The following is an 18,412-nucleotide window of genomic DNA, read 5'->3' on the forward strand; positions in this document are numbered from 1 at the left end:
TATACGCTACCGTACAGATGAAACGTACGGTGGCGTATACATGGAGGTCGGTCATGGACGGCAGCACGAGTCGCGCGCGCACGATGGTCCGCGTCGCCGCGGCGATCCTCGTCACCCTCGGCATCGGACACCTCGCGCTCATGGGCGTGGTCGCGGGTGCTCGGATGGCCGGCTGGGTCGAGTCCGGACTGTGGGGGGCGGTCCCGCTACGGCCAGGCCCGGACCCGGACGAGACTGCGCTGCTGGACTCCACCGCGTTCTGGAGCGGGATCGGCAGCTTCGCCGTCCCGCTCGTCGTGCTCGGCCTCCTCCTGTGGTGGCTCACCGGACGCGGGGTAGTCCCGCCCGCCTTCGTCGGCTGGACGCTCACCGCCTGGTTCGTCGTCGGAGGCGTCGTGCTCGTCCCCTCGCCGATGTTCGTCGGTGCGCTCGCGGGACTGCTCCTCGTCCTCGCCGCGCGGATCCGGGAGCGCCCCGCTGAGACCGTCGAGTCCGACGTCAGCCGACCTCCGGCCCTCCAGCCGTCTCGTCGTCGCACTTCTTCGTCACGACCATGACGGGGCAGGCCGAGTGGTGCAGGACCGCCTGGCTCGTGGAACCCAGGAGCAGGCCGCGGAAGCCGCCGCGGCCGCGCGACCCGACCACCATGAGGTCGGACGCCGTCGAGAACTCGGTGAGCAGCTCGGCGCCGGTGCCGTCGAGGACGATGCGCTTGATCTTGAGCCCGGGGTGCTCGGCCTCGTGCCGGTCGATGATGACGTTGAGTCCTTCGGTCACGTCCGCGAGGACCTGCTCGTGGTCGATCGACGCGGGCAGCCACGCCAGCAGGCCGGAGCCGGCCCCCACGGGGACGCCGGCGACCGCGACGAGCTCGGCGCCCCAGGCCTGCGCCTGACGGATCGCGTGGCGCAGCGCGATCTCGGCCGACGGCGACCCGTCGACACCGACGACGACCCGCTGGAGGGGCTTGATCGCCGGCAGCTCCGACGATCCGCCGTCGTCTCCCTTGCCGCCGGTGCGGAACGGCACGACGACGGTCGGGCAGTGGGCGTGCGCAGGCAGCGCGGACGACACGGTGCCGAGTAGCCGCTCGGTGAAACCTCCGCGGCCACGCGTGCCGACGACGACGAGCGAGTGCTCACGTGACATCTCGACGAGCACGCCGGCGGCGTCACCGGTCGTGACGGTCGCGGTCGTCCGGACGCCTGCCGCCTCGGCCCGCGCCCGGGCCTCTTCGAGGACGGCGCGAGCGCCCTCCTGGATGGCGGTGTCGTCGAGCGCCGCGTAGCCGCCGTCGAGGGACGCCGCGGTGAAGGACGGCAGCGAGTACGTGCACACGACGTGGAGGGGCCAGCCGACCTGCTGGGCGTAGGCCGCGGCCCAGTCGAGGGCGTGGAGGCTGGGCGCCGACCCGTCGACGCCGACCAGGACGGATTCGGTGCGGGTCATCGGTGACACTCCTCTCGACGGTCCGGTGCATCGAGCTCGAGCACCCGACCGAGACGACGACCCGCCGTCCGTCCACCACGGGTCATGAACGAGTCAAGAATGCCACGAACCCCGCCTGCTCGCGACGACTCGCGAGGGACGGGGTTCGTGGATCGGGACCGTGCGGTCCGCGCCGGCCGAGAGACTCAGGCCACGCGGATGAACGTCGGGTTCGACTGCCAGATCTGACGGAACTGGACGGTCTTCCCGGGACGCGGGGCGTCGATCATCATGTTGTCGCCGGCGTAGATGGCGATGTGACCCGGCGTCCAGATGAGGTCGCCCGGCTGCGCCTGGTCGCGCGAGACCTTGGTGCCGATCGAGCCCTGGGCGCTCGACGTGCGCGGGAGCGTGATGCCGACCTGCGCGTAGACGTAGCTCGTGAAGCCGGAGCAGTCGAAGCCGTCCGGGGTGGTGCCGCCGTAGACGTACGGGACGCCCACGTAGCGGGCGGCGATCGAGACGATCGAGGAGCCGTAGGCGGAGGCCGGAACCTCGACCGCGGCCTGCTCCTGCGCGGGAGCCTCGGCCTCGTCGGAGGTGGACTGGCGCTCCTGCGTGCGGCTCGTCTGCGTGGTGCGGACGGGCTCCGGCTCGGGCTCCGGCTCAGGTGCCGGGGTCACGGCCACGGGGGCCTGCTCGACGGTGAACGCTGCGTCGGCCGCGACGGTCACGACGGGGGCGGCCTCGAGCGCCTGGCGCGCCTGTGCGGTGAGGGCGCTGAGGTCGACGGCGTTGAGCTTGCCGGACTCGTTGTCGACGGGTGCTGCGGTCGCGGGCGCGGCGGCGCCGATCATCGAGACGATGAGGCCCGAGGACGCGGCGACGACGGCGGTGCGGCGACCGACGGTCGACATCTGGTCCGAAGCGGCCTGGGCGATGGTGCTGAGTGGCGTCACTGGACGCCGCGCCGCGCGGTGGCGGGCGCGAGTCGTGCTCACGGTCACGTTGTGCCTCTCCATGACGCCTACGAGGTCAGCTGTCGGGTTCGGGTGGAAGAGTCACCCGGCCTGGCAGACCGAGGTCTGTCGGGCTTCACCCCAAGGGCACCGTCTCCGGTACCCGGTTATTGGGTCCCCCGCCCCTGTCTTCGGGTCGTCGTTGGCCTCTTGCGGTGACAGGGTTCGGCGTTCCGCTCGAGGACTCCCTCGGATGGGTATTCCGATGGAGCAGCACCGACCGTACAGGACGCCCCAGCAAAAGTCACGTTTCGATGACGACGGAGGGTGGACGGTCACGTCCTTGCAGGTCATGTGCCCTATCGTCGGGAACGCCGGGTTACTGGCGGGCGACGAACAGGTGGCGCGCGACGTCCTCGGGCAGGTCGAGCACGACCTCCGCGCCCTCGCCCTGGACCGTGAGCCCGCCGTCTGCCTCCGGGCGCACGACGAGCGTGCGACGCGGCAGGACCCCGGCCTCCGAGAACCGCGACAGGAGCTCGACGTCGACCTGGATCGGCTCGGCGATCCGCTGCAGCACGACGCGCAGGTCCCCACCCTCCGTGCGGTTCGCCGCACGCTCGCGCACGTAGGCCGGGAGCGACACGACGCCGTCGAGGAAGTCGACCTCCTCGAACTGCTCCCCCAGCTCCGGGAGCCCCGGGATCGGGTTGCCGTAGGGGTCGAAGTGGGGGTGGTCGAGCAGGCCGATGAGCCGCTCCTCCACGAGCTCGCTCATGACGTGCTCCCAGCGGCACGCCTCGGTGTGCACGTACTCCCAGTCGAGCTTGATGACGTCCGTGAGCAGGCGCTCGGCGAGGCGGTGCTTGCGCATGACGCGCGTCGCCTTGTCGTTGCCGGCGGGCGTGAGCTCGAGGTGCCGGTCGCCCGTCACCACGACGAGCCCGTCGCGCTCCATGCGCGCGACCGTCTGCGACACCGTGGGACCCGAGTGCCCGAGGCGCTCCGCGATGCGCGCGCGCAGCGGGACGATGCCCTCTTCCACGAGCTCGTAGATCGTCTTCAGATACATCTCGGTGGTATCGATCAGATCGGTCACGTCACGCTCCTGTCGCTCGTCGGCTCGGGGCACCGGCCCACACCCGGCCCCGGGGGGCTTCCGCCCGCACCGGCGGGCCGCTGGGGACAGTCTATGGCGCGGCCGTGACTCACCCTGGGGACGGCGCGGAACCCCCCGTGGCGGACCGCGTATCGTGACGCTGTGCCCGAGCCTGCGAACACCCCGATCACGATCCCCGCCGACCTGCTGCCGAGCGACGGCCGCTTCGGGTCCGGGCCCAGCAAGGTCCGCGCCGCGCAGGTCCGTGCGCTGTCCGACGCCGGGACGCAGCTCCTCGGGACGTCCCACCGGCAGGCGCCGGTCCGCTCGCTCGTGCGCCGCACGCGCGAGGGTCTCGCGGAGCTGTTCGCCCTGCCGGACGGCTACGAGGTCGTGCTGGGCAACGGTGGGTCGACGACGTTCTGGGACGTCGCCACGGCGTGCCTCGTCCGCACGAAGGCGCAGCACGCCGCGTTCGGGGAGTTCGGCGCCAAGTTCGCCGCCGCGACGACGGCCGCGCCCTTCCTCGAGCCGTCGCAGGTCATCACCGCGGCCCCGGGCACCGTTGCCCTGCCCGCCCCGGCCGGCGACGTCGACGTGCACGCCTGGCCGCACAACGAGACCTCGACGGGCGCGATGGCCCCCGTCCGCCGCGTGCCCGGCTCCCGCGAGCAAGGGGCGCTGACGCTCGTCGACGCGACGTCGGGCGCGGGCGCGCTGCCCGTCGACGTCGCGGAGACCGACGTCTACTACTTCGCACCGCAGAAGGTCTTCGGGTCCGACGGCGGACTGTGGCTCGCGCTGTGCTCCCCCGACGCGCTCGCCCGTGCGGAGGAGGTCGAGTCGAGCGGCACGCGCTGGGTGCCCGAGTCGCTCTCGCTGCGCACCGCCGCGGCGAACTCGCGTCAGGACCAGACGCTCAACACCCCCGCGATCGCGACGCTCGTCATGCTCGCGGAGCAGGTCGGGTGGCTCCTCGGCAACGGCGGCCTGGAGTGGGCAGCGGCCCGCTCGGCCGAGTCCGCCGCGCACCTGTACGGCTGGGCGGAGGCACGCGAGTGGGCGACGCCGTTCGTCGCCGACCCGGCGCAGCGCTCCACGGTCGTCGGCACGATCGACCTCGACGACGCGATCGACGCGACCGCCGTCGTCGCCGCCCTGCGCGCGAACGGGATCCTCGACGTCTTCCCCTACCGCAAGCTCGGCCGCAACCAACTGCGCGTCGCGATGTTCCCCGCGGTCGAGCCCGACGACGTCCGCGCCCTCACCGCCTGCGTCGACCACGTCGTCGCGCGCCTCGCCTGATACCGCGCGATGTCGCGGGTGGGCGGCGTCGTGGTCAGGTCCGCGTGCGGGGCGACCTGACGAGAGCGGTCGGGGGCGCCACCCGACCCGACCACGCGGGTCGTCGACGAGACCGAAGCCTCAGGCGGCGCGCGCCGCCTCCTCCGCGTCCTCGACGCCGAGGCGGCGCTTCGTCTCGGCGCGGGCAGACCCCTCGGCCGGAGTCCCGGCGTCGAGGTAGCGCACGACGAGGTGCGGACGCTGCAGGACGCGGTAGCGCACCTCGAGGTGCCAGTTGCGCACCGCCCACACCGCGGCGCCGACGGCGACGAGGGCCGCGGTGATGGAGCCGACACCGATGGCCCAGCGCGGGCCCCACGCCTCGGCGATCCAGCCGACGAGCGGCGACCCGACCGGCGTCGCGCCGAGGAACACGATCATGTAGAGCGACATGACGCGTCCGCGCATCACGGGGTCGACGGACATCTGGATGGTGGAGTTGGCGGCGGTCATCATGGTCAGCGACGCGAGGCCCACAGGGATGCACGCGATCGCGTAGCTGGGGTAGGTGGGCATGAGCGCCATGACGCCCGTCGCGACGGCGAACCCGGCGGCCGACCCGATGACCAGACGCACGCGTGGCCGTTCTCTGCGGGCCGCGAGCAGCGCGCCGGTGAGCGAGCCGATCGCGAGGACGGACCCGAGGATGCCGTACTCCCCCGGGCCCTTGCCGAACTCGGTGCTCGCCATCATGGCGGAGGTGAGCTGGAAGTTGAGGCCGAACGTCGACACGACGCCGACGACGACCATGATGACGATGATGTCCGTGCGCCCGCGGACGTAGCGGATGCCCTCGCGGATCTGCCCCTTCTCCCGCGGCGCGCTCGGCAGGGAGTGCAGCTCGCGCGTGCGCATGTAGCCGAGGGCGAGGATCGTCGCGGCGAAGGTCACGCCGTTGACGACGAAGATCCACCCCGACCCGACGACGGCGATGAGCAGGCCTGCGACGCCCGGCCCCACGAGCCGCGCCGCGTTGAACGAGGCGCTGTTGAGGCCGACCGCGTTGGAGAGCTTGTCGGCGGGGACCATCTCCGCGACGAACGTCTGGCGCACCGGGTTGTCGAACGCGCTGACGACGCCGAGCAGGGTGGCGAACGCGTAGACGTGCCACAGCTGGACGTGCCCCGAGAGGACGAGTGCGCCGAGGCCGAGCGCGAGGACGCCCATCGCGCCCTGCGTGGCCATGAGGAGCCGACGGCGCGGCAGCCGGTCGGCGAGCAGACCTGCCCAGGCGGAGAGCGCAAGGACGGGCGCGAACTGCAGCGCCGTCACGACGCCGACCGCGACCCCGGAGTTGTCGGTGAGGTCGGTGAGGACGAGCCAGTCCTGCGCGACGCGCTGCATCCAGGTCCCGATGTTCGCGACGAGCGCGGCACCGAACCAGACGCGGTAGTTGAAGTACTGGAGGGAGGAGAAGGTCGTGCTCATCGGGCGGCGATCCGGTTCAACAGCTCACTGGCGCGGGCCAAGGTCTCTCTCTCGTCGAGGGTCAGTGCGGACAGCTGCTGCGTGAGCCAGGCGTCGCGTCGGCGCCGGGTCTCCTTGACCTCGCGCACGCCGGCCTCCGTGAGAGTCACGACGACCTGGCGCCGGTCGCTCGGGTGCTCGACCTTCTGCACCAGACCCATCTCGACGAGCGCGTTGACCGCCCGGGTCATCGACGGCGGCCGGACGCGCTCGTGCTCGGCGAGCGCGCTCGGCGACATGGCGCCGTGCTTGTGGAGGACCGTGAGGACGCCGAAGCGGCCCTCCGGCAGGTCGGCCTCGCCGCGCTGGGCGCGCAGCTGGCGCGAGACACGCGTGAGGGCGACGCGGAGCTCGCCTCCGAGGGTTGCGGGCCGGCACTGGTTCCGGGTGGGGGCAGTGGGATCCGCAGCAGGCATGATAGTTACCTTAACTCATTACCTATGGTAATGAAAGTGCACCGAGGCCGCACGCGCACGTGGCCCCGACGCCCGCGTGCGGAAAGTGGTCGCGGGCGGGGTGGCGGCTCACCGAGCCGTTCACCGTGGAGCTGAGCGCGACGGCTGCCGTGGGCTCGATCGAGACGGAGTCCGTGCCGTTCATGATCTGCCCGACACGCGTCGACCTCGCGCAGGACCCTGACGAGACACCGCTGTGGTACCTCGTCTCCGCGGCAGCCTAGGTCTACGCGGCAACCTAGGAGGCGACGTACGACCTCGACGCGGCACTCCTGACGGACGACGGCGGCCTCACGCGCGCGGTCGTAGCCGTGGCGGGCGTCCCCGCAGGGCCTGGCGACCCCGTCTCCGCGCTGCCCTCGGCCTGACCGCGCCCCACCGACGGGCGACGGGATGCCATCGGCCGGAGCGGCCTCACGGCACGTAGGCGACCACGACCTGGCCGTCGCCGCGCACGTTCAGCGACCCGCTCGCGTGGGGCACGAACACGGACTCCCCGTGCGAGAGCCGCAGATCGCCGTCCGCCCCTGCAGCGATGCTGACCTCCCCGTCCAGGCACAGGACGACGCGGGGCCCGGCGTCGGGCAGCGCGGCCTCACCGTCCGCCTGGACACGGCCCGAGGTGAGCGCGAACTCCGCGACCGGCGGCCGGTACGTCACGAGGCCGGTCTCGGGGTCCGTCGTCGTGCGCGGCCGGGCCGCCGGGCCGGGGGTGCACGTCGCGCACTCGAGCAGCGCGTCGACGTCGACGTGCTTGCTCGTGAGCCCCGCCCGCAGCACGTTGTCCGAGCTCGCCATGACCTCGACCGCGCAACCCGACAGGTACGCGTGCACGTGCCCGGACGGGACGAACATCGACTCGCCCGGAGCGAGCGTGACGCGGTTGAGCATGAGGGAGACGACGGCGCCCGGGTCGCCCGGGTGCTGCGCCGCGAGCGCGAGCACGGTCGCGTCGGCGCGCCGCGACGTCCTGCCTCGTGCGCCGGGCCTGCCCGTCCCCCGGTCGCCCGGCCCCACGCCTCCCGCGCGCGCCCTGACCGAGGCGACGGTCCTCGTGAGGTCCGCCGCGACGTCGGGCTCGGCACGCGCGTGCAGCGCGAGCGTGAACGCCTCGCGCACGCCCGCCTCGGTCGGGCGCGCGAGGAGCGCGGCGCGCATGCGCGCGACGAGCTCGCCGTCCAGGCCGTCGAGGAGCTCGACGATCCGGGCCGGCCGGCGGAAGCCCGAGAGCCCCTCGAACTGGGAGACGGCGACCACCATCTCGGGCTTGTGCTGGTCGTCGTGGAAGCTGCGCAGCGGCGAGTCGCGGGGCACGCCCTCGCGGTTCTCCCGGTTGAACCCGGCGCGCGCGAGGTGCGGGTGCGGGTGGACCTGCAGGGACAGCGCGCGGTCGGCGGCGAGGACCTTGAGCAGGTAGGGCAGTCGCGGTCCGTACGTGTCGAGGACGCGCTGGCCCAGGACCGCCACGGGGTCGGCGCGCACCAGGTCCGCCAGCGTGCCACCCGACACGACGCGCGAGGGTGCGAGCGGGTGCGCCCCCATCCACAGCTCGGCGGCCGGTCGGCCGTCGGGCTCGTGCCCCAGGAGCTCCTGGATCGCGGTCGTCGACCCCCAGTCGTACGCCTGGACGGTGTTGTCGAGCCGGTAGAACGCAGGAGGACGGGCGGCGGGCACGGCGTCCGTCACCGACACCTCCCCCGCTCGCCCGTCCGCTGCGCTGTTCATGGGCCTGAGCCTAGAGACCCAGCGCCTCCCGGATCGGGCCGAGCAGGAAGTACACGACGAACATCGCCGACGCGACCCACATGAGCGGGTGGATCGCCCGGACCTTGCCGAGCGCGAGCTTGACGACGACGAACGCGAGGAAGCCCGCGCCGATGCCGTCCGCGATCGAGTAGGTGAACGGCATGACGATGATCGTGAGGAACGCCGGGATGGCGATCTCCACGTTCTTCCAGGAGATGCCGGCGATCTGCGTCATCATGAGGAACCCGACGAACACCAGCGCCGGTGCGGCGGCCTCGTAGGGCACGAGCGCGACGAGGGGCGACAGGAACGTCGCGAGCAGGAACGCGACGCCCGTGACGACCGAGGCGAGGCCGGTGCGTGCGCCCTCGCCGACGCCGGTCGTGGACTCGACGTAGCTCGTGTTCGACGACACGGACCCGAGACCGCCCGCGGCGGCTGCGACGGAGTCGACGACGAGGATCGCGCGGGTGCGCGGCGGCGTGCCGTCCGCGTCGAGCAGCTTCGCCTCGGCGCCGACGGCGACCATCGTGCCCATCGTGTCGAAGAAGTCGGCGAGCAGGAGCGAGAACACCAGCAGGATCACGGTGACCGTCGCGATGTTCTCGAACGAGCCGAGGAGGGAGAACTGGCCGAGGAGGCCGAAGTCCGGGACCTCGACGACACCGTCGAACGTCGGGGCGTTGAGGTTGAAGCCGTTCGGGTTCGAGCCGTCAGGCGCCTTCGCGCCGATGTGCAGCGTGTTCTCCAGCACGACGGCGAGCGCGGTCGCCGTGAGGATCGCGACGAGCAGCGCGCCCTTGACCTTGCGCACCCACAGCACGATCGTCAGGACGAGCCCCACGACGAACACCAGCATCGGCCACGTGCCGAGGTTGCCGAGCGCGAGGAGCGTGCCGCTGCCCGCGGTGACGAAGCCCGCGTTGACGAGGCCGATGAGCGCGATGAACAGGCCGATGCCCACGCTGATCGCCGTCTTGAGCTCGACCGGGACCGCCCGGAACACCGCCTCGCGGAACCCGGTGAGGACGAGCACGAGGATGATGAGACCCTCGATCACGACGAGGCCCATCGCGTCCGCCCACGTCACGCCCTCGAGCGACGCGATCGAGTACGCCACGACCGCGTTGAGACCGAGACCCGCCGCCAGCCCGAGCGGGAAGTTGGCGAACACGCCCATGGCGATCGTCATGACGCCCGCGACGAGCGCCGTCGCTGCCGCGATCATGCCGAAGTTCGGTGCGTCGCCGCCGCCGAGGAACTGGCCGGTGCCGTCCTGGACGGTCCCGATGATGAGCGGGTTCAGCACGATGATGTACGCCATCGCGAAGAAGGTCACGAGGCCACCGCGGACCTCGGTGCCGATCGTGGAGCCGCGCTCGGTGATCTTGAAGAAGCGGTCGAGCGCTCCGGTGGCAGGCGGGGGTGCCTGCTCGTCCTCGTGGACGGAGGTGGGGGTGGACATGAGGAGAATGCTGCCAGAACCCTGTGACCGCCCGGTAACACGCGGGACACGGTCACGCATCGGCCCTGGGTGGCGTCGCTGCACGTCAGGCGGCGCCTACGGCCGCGAGCGGCGGCACGAGTGTGCTCGACGCCACGGTCGCCCCGCGCAGCACCTGCTCTCGCGCGGTACCGACGCCGTGGCCGAGCAGCTCCGCCGTCGGGAGGTCGGTGACGTCCCGGCGCGCCCCCGAGGAGAGCTGGACCGCGTGCAGCGCGTCGAGGATCGGGACCGCGCGCTCCCCCTCGGGGCCGTCCGGGACCCCGTACACGAGGCGCGGCGGGCGCAGCAGGTCGACGACGGCGTGGCCCGGACGGTGCTCGTCGGGCACCCACACGACCGTCGCCCGCACGCCGTCGGCCGCGAGACCGGCGGCGAGCCACGCCGCCGTCCCCGCCGGGACGCGGGCGCGCCCGACGACGAGGTCCCCCGGGCCGAGGTGCGGGGCCAGGTCGTCGAGCGCGTCCCGCAGCGCGACCACGCGCGAGACGCCACCAGGGTCCGGTGCCGTGCCCGCGCCGACGCACAGCACGTGCACGCGCGCGCCGGCGATCGCGGTCCGGTCGGGCGTGATGCGGAGGCGGCGGCTCACGAGCGCGAGCGCGATGAGGCGGTGGAGCCGAGGTTCAGCCGTCCCGGCCAGGCCTGCGCGGAGCGCGTCGAGCGCACGGGCGTCCGTGTCGTGCACCACGACCTCGTGGCCCGTCGCCGCGAGGCACGCCGCGTGGAGGACGCCGCGACGCCCGCATCCCGAGACCGAGACCCGCACGTGGCACCACCTCCGCCGACCTGGATCCGCCCCGGGCCTCAGTAGGCCCCGGAGCCGGAGAACACGGCGCGCGCGGTGCGCGCGAGGATGAGGAGGTCGCCGAACATCGTCCAGTTCTCGACGTAGTACACATCGAGGCGGACGCTCTGCTCCCAGGACAGGTCGGACCGGCCGCCGACCTGCCACAGCCCGGTGAGGCCGGGCTTGACGAGGAGCCGCCGACGCACCTTCTTCTCGTACTTCTGCACCTCGCTCGGCAGCGGCGGTCGGGGCCCCACAAGGCTCATGTCGCCGCGCAGCACGTTGAGAAGCTGCGGGAGCTCGTCGAGCGAGTACTTGCGCAGGACGCGACCGACGCGCGTCACGCGTGGGTCGTCGCGCATCTTGAACAGCGGGCCTGCGCCGTCGTTCTGCTCGGTCAGGTGTTCGACCTCGCGGTCGGCGCCGACGCGCATCGAGCGGAACTTGAACATGGGGAAGGTCTTGCCGCCGCGGCCCACGCGCTCCTGCCGGAAGAGGACCGGCCCTCGGCTCGTGAGGCGCACGGCGAGGGCGACGAGCACGAGCACGGGCAGCGCGGCAAGCGTGACGAGCGCGGCGCCGGTCCAGTCGGCGACCGACTTCACGACGAACTTGGGCCCGGTGAAGCGGGGCGCGTCCACATGGAGGAGCGAGACGCTCTCGGCCGGGGTGATGGTGATGCGCGGCCCCGCGACGTCGGCGAGCTCCGCGGTGAGCATGAGGTCCACGCCGTAGGGCTCGAGCTCCCAGCCGAGCCGGCGCACGACCTCCGCGGTGATCGCGTCCGAGCCCGAGACCGCGACGACGTCCGCGCCGACCCGGGTCGCGACCTCTCCGGCGTGCCGCAGCTCGCCCAGGACCGGCACGCCGCGGATCTCCTCACCCGTGCTGACGCCGCCCGACGGCACGCAGACACCCACCACGCGGTAGCCCGACTCGTCGCGACCGTTGAGGTCGCGGATGAGACGCTCGGCCTGGTCGCGGTGCCCGATGACGAGCACGGCCGACCGCATGCGCCCGAGCGCCCGCTGGCGGTGCAGCCACTGCCGCCACGAGTAGCGGCCGAGGAGCAGCCCGCCGAGCCCGATCGGGAAGGCGAACGCGAGATAGCCGCGGGCCTCGGGGAAGCGCAGCAGAAAGGCGAGCACGGCGAGGATCGCGAAGAGCCGCCACGACGCGTCGAACACCCGGTGGTACTCGGTGGGCCCGCTGCCCATGACCCGCGGGTCGCGGGTACGGCTCGCGACGAGCGAGAGCGACCACGCGAGGCCGACAGCGAGGCTGAGCACGACGTACGGCACGCGCACGTCGCTCCGGACCGGTTCGTCGACGAAACGGTCCCAGCGCAGGAAGTACGCGACGAGGACGGCCACGACGATCACCGCGGTGTCGGTCAACAGGAGCCGCCGGCGGTACGCGAGCTCCCAGCCCTGGGCGGCGAACGCCGCTCGTGCCGCCCTGATGCGGGATGCCGGGGAGGTCGCGAGGAGGGTGCGCAGGCTACGCCTCGCGTCCTCGCTGACGCTGTGGGACATGCGTCCACCTCCGGTCGGATCCAAACCCTGCATGGCGACCCATACTAGGGTCGGGAAGTCCTTCTCCACGGGTTTCTCAACGGTATTCACCCGGGTGAGAAGGCGAGAGTGGCACTTCGCCTCGGACGGCGCACGATCCGCAGAATCTCGCGGATTTCCCGCAAGGTCGCCTCGGCGAACAATTAACCTGGACGAGTGTCCAGACCGCCCGTTCCGCATGGGGCACACGGTCGCCGTGCGACGGGACGGGATCCACGGTTGCGGTAAGCGCCGGCCCCGCGCCCGGGAGGATCTTCACCCGGGGAGGCACATGCCGCGGCTGCTGAATCCTAGCGCGCCGCCGCGACCGGTTCGGACCTGTGCTCACACCGGGAAGGATGTCGTGCCCGGTGCCCCCGGGACAGGGCCGACCGGGTGAAAAACGTCGGGGCGTGGATACGATGCGCTCGTGCCCTCGTTCGTCACGCTCCTGCTCCACCCCGACCGCAGACGCCCCGACCCGGCGCCGCTACGGGTCGACCTGCGCGTGACGATCCTCGTCGGCATGGCCCTGTGGACGGTCGCGCTCGTCGTGAGCGCCGTCCTGCTCGCGACCGGGGTGCTCGGACCTCGCGCCGTCGCGACGTGCGGCACGGGCCTCGTGCTCGGGGTCCTCGGCCTCGTGTGGGAGCGCCGGCACCGCGACGGCTACCGAGGCGCCGACTCCGACGGCTGAGGTCCGTCCCAGAAGGTCACCGCGAGGGCGTGCTCGGCACGCGTGGGGTCGACCAGCACCTCCTCGAGCACGTGCCGCAGCTCGTAGCGACCCGCCGCGACGGCGAGCGCTCGGGCCAGCGCCCGGGGGCCGGTCGCATGGACGACCGCCCCCGTTCCCGAGCCCTGCACCCACCACGGGACCTTGGCTCCCCTCACGGTGAGCTCGGCATGACGCTCCCAGGTCGTCGGTACGTCGGCGCAGACGCTCCGTGCCGCCGCCGACACGGTCTCCGTGGTGCCTGCCACGTCCGGCGCGGGCACCGGCTCGGGAGCCACCGCGACGTCGAGGACGTCCGCGACGTCGTCGACGAGTCCGGCCGGTGACGGCACGAGCGGGCGCACGGGTGCCCACATCGGGTCCGGGCCGACGACGACGTCCTCCGCGTCCGCGACGACCACGGCCTCCCCGCGGAGCGCTGGCACGCGGTCGGGTGCCGGGTCGAGCCGCTCACCCCGCTGGGCGAGCACGGCGAGCGCACGCCACAGCGCGAGCGCGTCCCGCGCCGGGACGGGGGCCCCGACGTGGGGCAGCGCGTCGAGCACGTCGACCCAGTCCTGCGGATCGAGCTCGCCCAGCGAACGCACCCCGCCGAGCGCGGCGAGCACTTCGTCGTCGAGACCCGCGAGCTCCGGGGGTGCCGGACGCACGAACGCCACGGCACCCACCGCGAACGGGCCGCCCAGCTCCTCGCGCAGCCACCACGCGGTGTACGAGGGCACGACGCGCGCCCGTCCGCCGACCTCGACCCGCACGGGTGCCAGCAGCGCGACGCGCGCGTCCGGGTCCGCGGCGAGCCGGGCAAGCACGTCGGGCCACGCGTCGTCGGCGACGGCGTCCAGGTCCGCGACCGCGAGCAGGTCGCCCACGTACACCTCCGGACCGAGCACGGCCGCCAGGTGCGCGAGGTAGCCCGACCAGTCGGAGAGCCACGCCTCGGGCGCGTGCGGCGCGAGCACGAGGCTCGGGTCGTCGGGGTCCGTGGTCGCCGGCGTGAGCACGTCTCGCACCCGGTGCACCACCGGGCCGACGACGGCGCCCACCGCCCGCAGCACCTCCTCGCCCCAGCGCTCGACCACGTCGGGCGTCACGAGGTCGAGCCCGTCGAGCACCGTCGCGGCCCACGACCCGGGCAGCACGCAGCCGCGCGCGGGCGCGGACCCGCCGGCCGCCGTCGGGACGGGCAGCTCGCCCCACCAGAACGGCAGGTCGAGGTCGCGGGCCGGGCCGCCCGCCTCGCGCACCGCCGCGCGGACGAGCCCGAGGAGGTGGTCGACGTCGCCCGCCGGGTCGTCGCGACGGGCCTGGCCGGGGAACGGCAGGTCGGGTTCGACGGCGTCCGCCGCGGCGAGGACGCGCTCGCGCAGCGCGTCGTCGTGGAGCACGCCCCGCAGGTCGGTCGTGCGCGCGCCGAGCCGCTCCAGCAGCGGGTGCGCGGCGCGCGGGTCGACCACACGCAGGCCCAGGGCTGCGGCGTCCTGCGGGTCGAGAGCATCGGTGTCGAGCAGGAGCAGGCCGCGGGCGCCGGGCACGACCCGGCCTCCGGCGAGCGGGACGGGCACGGCGCCGAGCGCCTCGAGCACGGCACGGTCGTGCGCGTGCGGGGCGAGCGCGTCGTAGAGCGAGCGCCACCGCTCGGGGTCGGCGACGAGCGGCAGGTCGTCGACGACGTCGGCCAGGTCGAGGACCTGCGCCCCGAGGGATCGCGCGACGGCGCGCAACGGAGCCGGGACGTCCACGAGGTGCGCGACGCCGAGCGCCGAGCGCACGCGCGCGTCCCCCACCTCCCCGGCGAGGAACGTCGCGTCGGCCGGCGCGACGAGACGCAGCCCGCCCGCCTCCGCCGGCGCGTCCCGAGGTGCATCGAGAGGGAGGAGCGGCGTCCGGCGCAGTGCGGCCTCGGCCGCTGACCGGACGGAGGCGTCGACCGCGCTCGCCGGGAGGCCGGTGGGGACGAGACCGAGGACGTCCGCGCCTCGCTCCGGCGCGAGGGCGGCGAGAAGGTCCGCGTACGCGGTGCCCGCCTGCTGCGCGACGTGCTCGGTGAGCGGTCCCGGTGGGACGTGCCGCCGGGACGGGTCGAGGGGGAAGGTCGCGAGCAGCAGCGCGGGGAAGGTCAGTCGCTCGTCGGTCGGCGTCGGGGCCTGCAGGACGGCGGTCCTCGCGGTGGGGTCGCGTGGGAGCGCCCACGTCACGGCCCACCGAGCGGCGGCTCGCTCCTCGACCGGGCGGTCCGCGAGCAGGCCCGGGTCGATCGGGCCGTCGCGCCGGACCACGGTCCAGCGCTCGGCGACGTCCGCGACGCGGCGCTCGCCCATCGGCCCCGACCGCTCGTCCGACGCCTCGTCCCGGTCGTCCGCCACGACGACCTCGACGAGCGCGGGCAGCGCGAGGAGGAGGGCGTCGCCGACGTCGTCGAGCTGCGTCCGGACGTCGTCGAGCGCGGCGCGGTCGCGCAGCTCGAGCTCGACGACGGTGTCGTAGCCCGGCGGGACCTCGACGTGCGCCGGGAAGGGCAGCCGCAGCACGGGCACCCGGTCGCCGCGGCGGGCCACCTCCGCGGCAAGGTCGGGGAGGTCGACGACGGCGTCCGCGAGCGCTGCCCGTGTGCGCGCGAGGGAGAGCTCGACGGCACGGCCGCCGGACCCGACGCGGACCTCGTCCGCGACCGAGCGGACCGCGGCGAACCCGACGCCGAACCGCCCGACGGGCGCGTGCGCGCCGACCGCCCCGCCGTGGGCCTCACCGGTCGCGGACGCACGCATCGCCACGAGCGACGCGACGCCGCGGGTGTCGAGCGGGGCGCCGGTGTTCGCGGCCCGCAGCACCCAGGGCTCCCCCGCGCCCGACGGCGCGTGCAGGCTCAGCCGCAGCCGCCCCGGGACCCCGGCGCGGGCCGCGGCGTCCGCCGCGTTCTGGGCGAGCTCCACGACGACCCGGCCACGGTAGGAACCGTGGGCGTGGTCCTCCTCGGTGTTGGCGTCCTCGCGCAGCCGTGTCGGCGACGACCGCCACGCCTCCAGGACCGCGCGGCGCAGCGCGGCCGTCCCGAAGACGTCGTCCGTCATGCCTCCGGGTCGGCCGACGAGGACTCCTCGGCAGGGGCGTCCGGGGTGATGGCGGTCTCGGCGCCAGCGGGATCCTCGGCGGTGCCGGCGTCCGAGACGGGCGGATCCTCCGAGGCCGCGGACTCGAGCAACGAGACAATCTCGACGTGGAGCTCGTCCACGAGGGGATCGGCGTCGGGCCACTCGCTCCGCTGGGGCTCGACGTCGGTCTCGGAGTGCGCGCCGCAGCCGTGGTCGAGGCTCACGACCTTGCCGTCGTCGGGCGACCACGCGTTGGCGCACACGCCGAACACCTGGCCGAGGCTGCCCTGGAGCGGCACGAGGAACCCGCACGAGCCGCACTCCGCGGCGGACGCGACGGCACCGCGCGCCGTCGGGCCGCGCGAGCCGCGGTACCAGCGCTCGGCGGCCTCGTCGCGGCCCTGCGGCGACAGGACGCGCGCGCGGGCGAGCGCTAGCTCGTCGATCGCGACGGCGTCCTGCTCCTCGTCGCCCGTCGGGACGTACCCAGGCTCGAGGCGAGGGTCGTCGGCGCGGAACGGGAGCACGTCGCCGGGGCCGACGTCGCCCGGACGCAGCCGCTCCGACCACGGCAGCCACGAGGGCGCGAGCAGCGCTCCGTCGCCGGGCAGGAGCTCGACCTCGCACACGGTCGCGGCACGGCCGCGGGGCACGCGCGCGAGCGTGACGGTCCAGTGCCAGCCGCGGTAGCCGCGCATCGTGCACGCGAAACGGTGCGAGATGAGCCGCTCAGCCTCGGCGATCGTGCCGAGGTGCTCGCCGACGTCCTGCGGGTTGTCGGCGACCTGCTCGGCCGCTGCCCGGGCGACCTCGACGGCCCCGGTGAGCACGGCGTCGCGCGCCGCACGGGCGGACACCCCGCGCACGCGCTCCTCGGCTGCTGCGACCGCGACCATCGTCAGGCCTCGATCTCGTCCGCGACGGCGCGCAGCACCGCGGCGACCTTCGTGGCCTTGGCCTTCTCCGGGTAGCGACCGCGGCGCAGGCCGTTGCCGACCCCGTCGAGCTCCTTGATGAGGTCCTCGACGATGATCGCCATCTCGTCGGCCGAGCGACGCTTCGCCTTGACGACCGACGGCGCCGGGTCGAGAAGCTTGACCGCGAGCGCCTGCGGGCCACGACGGCCGTCGGCGACACCGAAGTCGACCCGGGCGCCGGGCTTGGGCGCGGGGGCGTCCGCGGGCAGCGCGGAGGCGTGCAGGAAGACCTCGCCGCCGTCGTCGTTGGCGATGAAGCCGAACCCGCGTTCGGTGTCGAACCACTTGACCTTGCCGGTGGGCACGTGGACCTCGTTCGTGCTCGTAGGGATCAGAACCCCCAGGCTACCGGCCGCGCCGCGCAGTCGTCGCATCGTCACCTCGCACCGGTGCCTCCACCGGCAGGTCCACCGGCACCGCGTCCCCGGCGCCCGACGCGCGCGGGACGACCCCGGCGTCGGCCCCCGCGCGCACCGCCACGGCGTCGAACCACCGCGCGTAGTCGTCCACCGACCGGTGGAGGTGGCCGAACAGCTCGAAGGAGACCGTGCCGAAGAGCGTCGTCCAGGCGACGAGGGTGCGGACGACGGCCTCGGTGGGGACGTCCGGTCCGACGAGCCCGCGCGCCGTGACGTACTGGCGCGCGCCGTCGACGAGCTCGGTCGCGTCCTGCGCGCCGGGCGGTGCGGGGGCCGGGCGTCCGCCAGTGGCCCAGGCGTCGCCGACGAGGCGCACGAGGACCCGCACGACCCGCGTCGCCGGCTCGACCGTGTCCTGCGGCGCGGCGTACCCGGGCACGGGCGTCCCGTAGAGCAGCGCGAAGTCGCCCGGCCGCGCCACGCACCAGTCGCGCAGCGCCCGGCACGCCGCGAGCCAGCGCCCGGGGAGGTCGTCGCGCGCGACGGCGGCCGCGGCGGCCTCGACCGCGGCGCCGAGCTCGTCGTAGCACTCGACGAGGAGCGCGGTGAGGAGCGCGTCGCGGCTCGGGAAGTAGCGGTAGACGGCGGAGGAGACCATGCCGACGTCGCGGGCGACGGCGCGCAGCGAGAGGGCGGCGGGGCCCTCGGCCACGAGGCGAGCGCGGGCCGCGGCGACGATCTCGCGCGTCAGGGTCTCGCGCGCCAGCGCACGCGCGGTCCGGGGTGCGGTCACCGTCCGAGGGTGGCAGACAAGAGCGCTGCGCACAAACGAGAGCAGTGCTCTTGCCTTGTCCGCGCTGGGCATGCCATCCTCCTCAAAGTGAGAGCACCGCTCTCGGAAACGGA

General features: G+C 73.8%; 17 protein-coding genes and 1 riboswitch. Of the genes, 4 read left to right on the forward strand and 13 right to left on the reverse strand.

The features are described from left to right. Positions 1 to 53 precede the first annotated feature (53 nt). Positions 54 to 557 (forward strand): DUF6463 family protein, encoded by a 504-nt coding sequence (locus ACMXGY_RS16520; RefSeq protein ID WP_483774070.1) that lies wholly within the window; start codon positions 54 to 56, stop codon positions 555 to 557. Here ACMXGY_RS16520 and ACMXGY_RS16525 read toward each other — a convergent pair. The 3 genes from ACMXGY_RS16525 to ACMXGY_RS16535 form a co-directional block, all read right to left on the reverse strand. Further along, positions 499 to 1,449 carry a universal stress protein gene (locus ACMXGY_RS16525; protein WP_483774071.1) on the reverse strand — a complete coding sequence of 317 codons (951 nt, stop codon included), beginning with the start codon at positions 1,447 to 1,449 and terminating at the stop codon, positions 499 to 501. The genes ACMXGY_RS16520 and ACMXGY_RS16525 overlap by 59 nt on opposite strands. Positions 1,450 to 1,634: 185 nt before the next feature. Beyond that, on the reverse strand, positions 1,635 to 2,435 hold the full coding sequence (locus ACMXGY_RS16530) for a C40 family peptidase (RefSeq protein WP_483774072.1): 801 nt from the start codon (positions 2,433 to 2,435) through the stop codon (positions 1,635 to 1,637). Between the two features lie 2 nt (positions 2,436 to 2,437). Continuing rightward, positions 2,438 to 2,599: riboswitch (cyclic di-AMP (ydaO/yuaA leader) on the reverse strand. Positions 2,600 to 2,766: 167 nt separating this feature from the next. Continuing rightward, positions 2,767 to 3,486: an iron-dependent transcriptional repressor DtxR gene (locus ACMXGY_RS16535; protein ID WP_483774073.1), complete on the reverse strand. Its 720-nt coding sequence runs from the start codon at positions 3,484 to 3,486 to the stop codon at positions 2,767 to 2,769. Positions 3,487 to 3,648: 162 nt separating this feature from the next. Here ACMXGY_RS16535 and serC point away from each other — a divergent pair, with 162 nt between their 5' ends. Next, a complete protein-coding gene (gene serC / locus ACMXGY_RS16540) occupies positions 3,649 to 4,791 on the forward strand; it encodes a phosphoserine transaminase (protein WP_483774074.1) in 1,143 nt (380 codons plus the stop codon). Between the two features lie 120 nt (positions 4,792 to 4,911). Here the strand turns inward: serC and ACMXGY_RS16545 are convergent, their stop codons facing one another. Together ACMXGY_RS16545 and ACMXGY_RS16550 are read right to left on the reverse strand one after the other, a co-directional pair. Continuing rightward, positions 4,912 to 6,258 carry an MFS transporter gene (locus ACMXGY_RS16545; RefSeq protein WP_483774075.1) on the reverse strand — a complete coding sequence of 449 codons (1,347 nt, stop codon included), beginning with the start codon at positions 6,256 to 6,258 and terminating at the stop codon, positions 4,912 to 4,914. Then, positions 6,255 to 6,713, reverse strand: a complete 459-nt coding sequence (locus tag ACMXGY_RS16550) for a MarR family winged helix-turn-helix transcriptional regulator (protein WP_483774076.1) — start codon at positions 6,711 to 6,713, stop codon at positions 6,255 to 6,257. The genes ACMXGY_RS16545 and ACMXGY_RS16550 overlap by 4 nt, the downstream gene beginning before the upstream one ends. A 59-nt stretch (positions 6,714 to 6,772) precedes the next feature. On the opposite strand from ACMXGY_RS16550, the gene ACMXGY_RS16555 reads away from it, so the two are divergent. Further along, the gene (locus ACMXGY_RS16555) at positions 6,773 to 6,976 is read left to right on the forward strand and encodes a hypothetical protein (RefSeq protein ID WP_483774077.1); all 204 of its coding nucleotides are present in this window, start codon (positions 6,773 to 6,775) and stop codon (positions 6,974 to 6,976) included. A gap of 190 nt (positions 6,977 to 7,166) precedes the next feature. Here ACMXGY_RS16555 and manA read toward each other — a convergent pair whose 3' ends face one another. The 4 genes from manA to ACMXGY_RS16575 form a co-directional block, all read right to left on the reverse strand. Next, entirely contained in the window at positions 7,167 to 8,477 is a 1,311-nt protein-coding gene (gene manA / locus ACMXGY_RS16560; protein ID WP_483774078.1) for a mannose-6-phosphate isomerase, class I, read from the reverse strand. A gap of 10 nt (positions 8,478 to 8,487) precedes the next feature. Further along, the gene (locus tag ACMXGY_RS16565) at positions 8,488 to 9,963 is read right to left on the reverse strand and encodes an NCS2 family permease (protein ID WP_483774079.1); all 1,476 of its coding nucleotides are present in this window, start codon (positions 9,961 to 9,963) and stop codon (positions 8,488 to 8,490) included. Positions 9,964 to 10,048: 85 nt separating this feature from the next. Beyond that, a complete protein-coding gene (locus ACMXGY_RS16570; RefSeq protein WP_483774080.1) occupies positions 10,049 to 10,771 on the reverse strand; it encodes a hypothetical protein in 723 nt (240 codons plus the stop codon). 38 nt (positions 10,772 to 10,809) lie between these two features. Then, positions 10,810 to 12,327, reverse strand: a complete 1,518-nt coding sequence (locus tag ACMXGY_RS16575) for a sugar transferase (protein ID WP_483774081.1) — start codon at positions 12,325 to 12,327, stop codon at positions 10,810 to 10,812. Positions 12,328 to 12,775: 448 nt separating this feature from the next. Between ACMXGY_RS16575 and ACMXGY_RS16580 the strand changes: the two genes are divergently transcribed. Continuing rightward, a complete protein-coding gene (locus ACMXGY_RS16580; protein WP_483774082.1) occupies positions 12,776 to 13,042 on the forward strand; it encodes a DUF2530 domain-containing protein in 267 nt (88 codons plus the stop codon). Here ACMXGY_RS16580 and ACMXGY_RS16585 read toward each other — a convergent pair. Genes ACMXGY_RS16585 through ACMXGY_RS16600 form a run of 4 tightly spaced genes read right to left on the reverse strand, consistent with a single transcriptional unit; the run spans position 13,015 to position 18,299 of the window. Then, complete coding sequence (locus ACMXGY_RS16585; RefSeq protein WP_483774083.1) at positions 13,015 to 16,149, reverse strand: sacsin N-terminal ATP-binding-like domain-containing protein; 3,135 nt, start codon at positions 16,147 to 16,149, stop codon at positions 13,015 to 13,017. The genes ACMXGY_RS16580 and ACMXGY_RS16585 overlap by 28 nt on opposite strands. Further along, on the reverse strand, positions 16,146 to 17,066 hold the full coding sequence (locus tag ACMXGY_RS16590) for a DUF3027 domain-containing protein (RefSeq protein WP_483774084.1): 921 nt from the start codon (positions 17,064 to 17,066) through the stop codon (positions 16,146 to 16,148). The genes ACMXGY_RS16585 and ACMXGY_RS16590 overlap by 4 nt, the downstream gene beginning before the upstream one ends. A gap of 2 nt (positions 17,067 to 17,068) precedes the next feature. Continuing rightward, positions 17,069 to 17,452 (reverse strand): cold-shock protein, encoded by a 384-nt coding sequence (locus tag ACMXGY_RS16595; RefSeq protein ID WP_483774085.1) that lies wholly within the window; start codon positions 17,450 to 17,452, stop codon positions 17,069 to 17,071. Positions 17,453 to 17,492: 40 nt separating this feature from the next. Beyond that, on the reverse strand, positions 17,493 to 18,299 hold the full coding sequence (locus ACMXGY_RS16600) for a TetR/AcrR family transcriptional regulator (protein WP_483774086.1): 807 nt from the start codon (positions 18,297 to 18,299) through the stop codon (positions 17,493 to 17,495). Positions 18,300 to 18,412 lie beyond the last annotated feature (113 nt).

The sequence above is a fragment of the Cellulosimicrobium sp. G4 BAM 1002 genome, from assembly GCF_057126935.1.

Excerpts from the sequence above, each read along its gene's own strand:
- ACMXGY_RS16520 (WP_483774070.1), top strand. The coding sequence starts at position 54 with ATGGACGGCAGCACGAGTCGCGCGCGCACGATGGTCCGCGTCGCCGCG.
- ACMXGY_RS16525 (WP_483774071.1), bottom strand. The coding sequence starts at position 1,449 with ATGACCCGCACCGAATCCGTCCTGGTCGGCGTCGACGGGTCGGCGCCC.
- ACMXGY_RS16545 (WP_483774075.1), bottom strand. The coding sequence starts at position 6,258 with ATGAGCACGACCTTCTCCTCCCTCCAGTACTTCAACTACCGCGTCTGG.
- ACMXGY_RS16550 (WP_483774076.1), bottom strand. The coding sequence starts at position 6,713 with ATGCCTGCTGCGGATCCCACTGCCCCCACCCGGAACCAGTGCCGGCCC.
- manA (WP_483774078.1), bottom strand. The coding sequence starts at position 8,477 with ATGAACAGCGCAGCGGACGGGCGAGCGGGGGAGGTGTCGGTGACGGAC.
- ACMXGY_RS16565 (WP_483774079.1), bottom strand. The coding sequence starts at position 9,963 with ATGTCCACCCCCACCTCCGTCCACGAGGACGAGCAGGCACCCCCGCCT.
- ACMXGY_RS16575 (WP_483774081.1), bottom strand. The coding sequence starts at position 12,327 with ATGTCCCACAGCGTCAGCGAGGACGCGAGGCGTAGCCTGCGCACCCTC.
- ACMXGY_RS16585 (WP_483774083.1), bottom strand. The coding sequence starts at position 16,149 with ATGACGGACGACGTCTTCGGGACGGCCGCGCTGCGCCGCGCGGTCCTG.
- ACMXGY_RS16590 (WP_483774084.1), bottom strand. The coding sequence starts at position 17,066 with ATGGTCGCGGTCGCAGCAGCCGAGGAGCGCGTGCGCGGGGTGTCCGCC.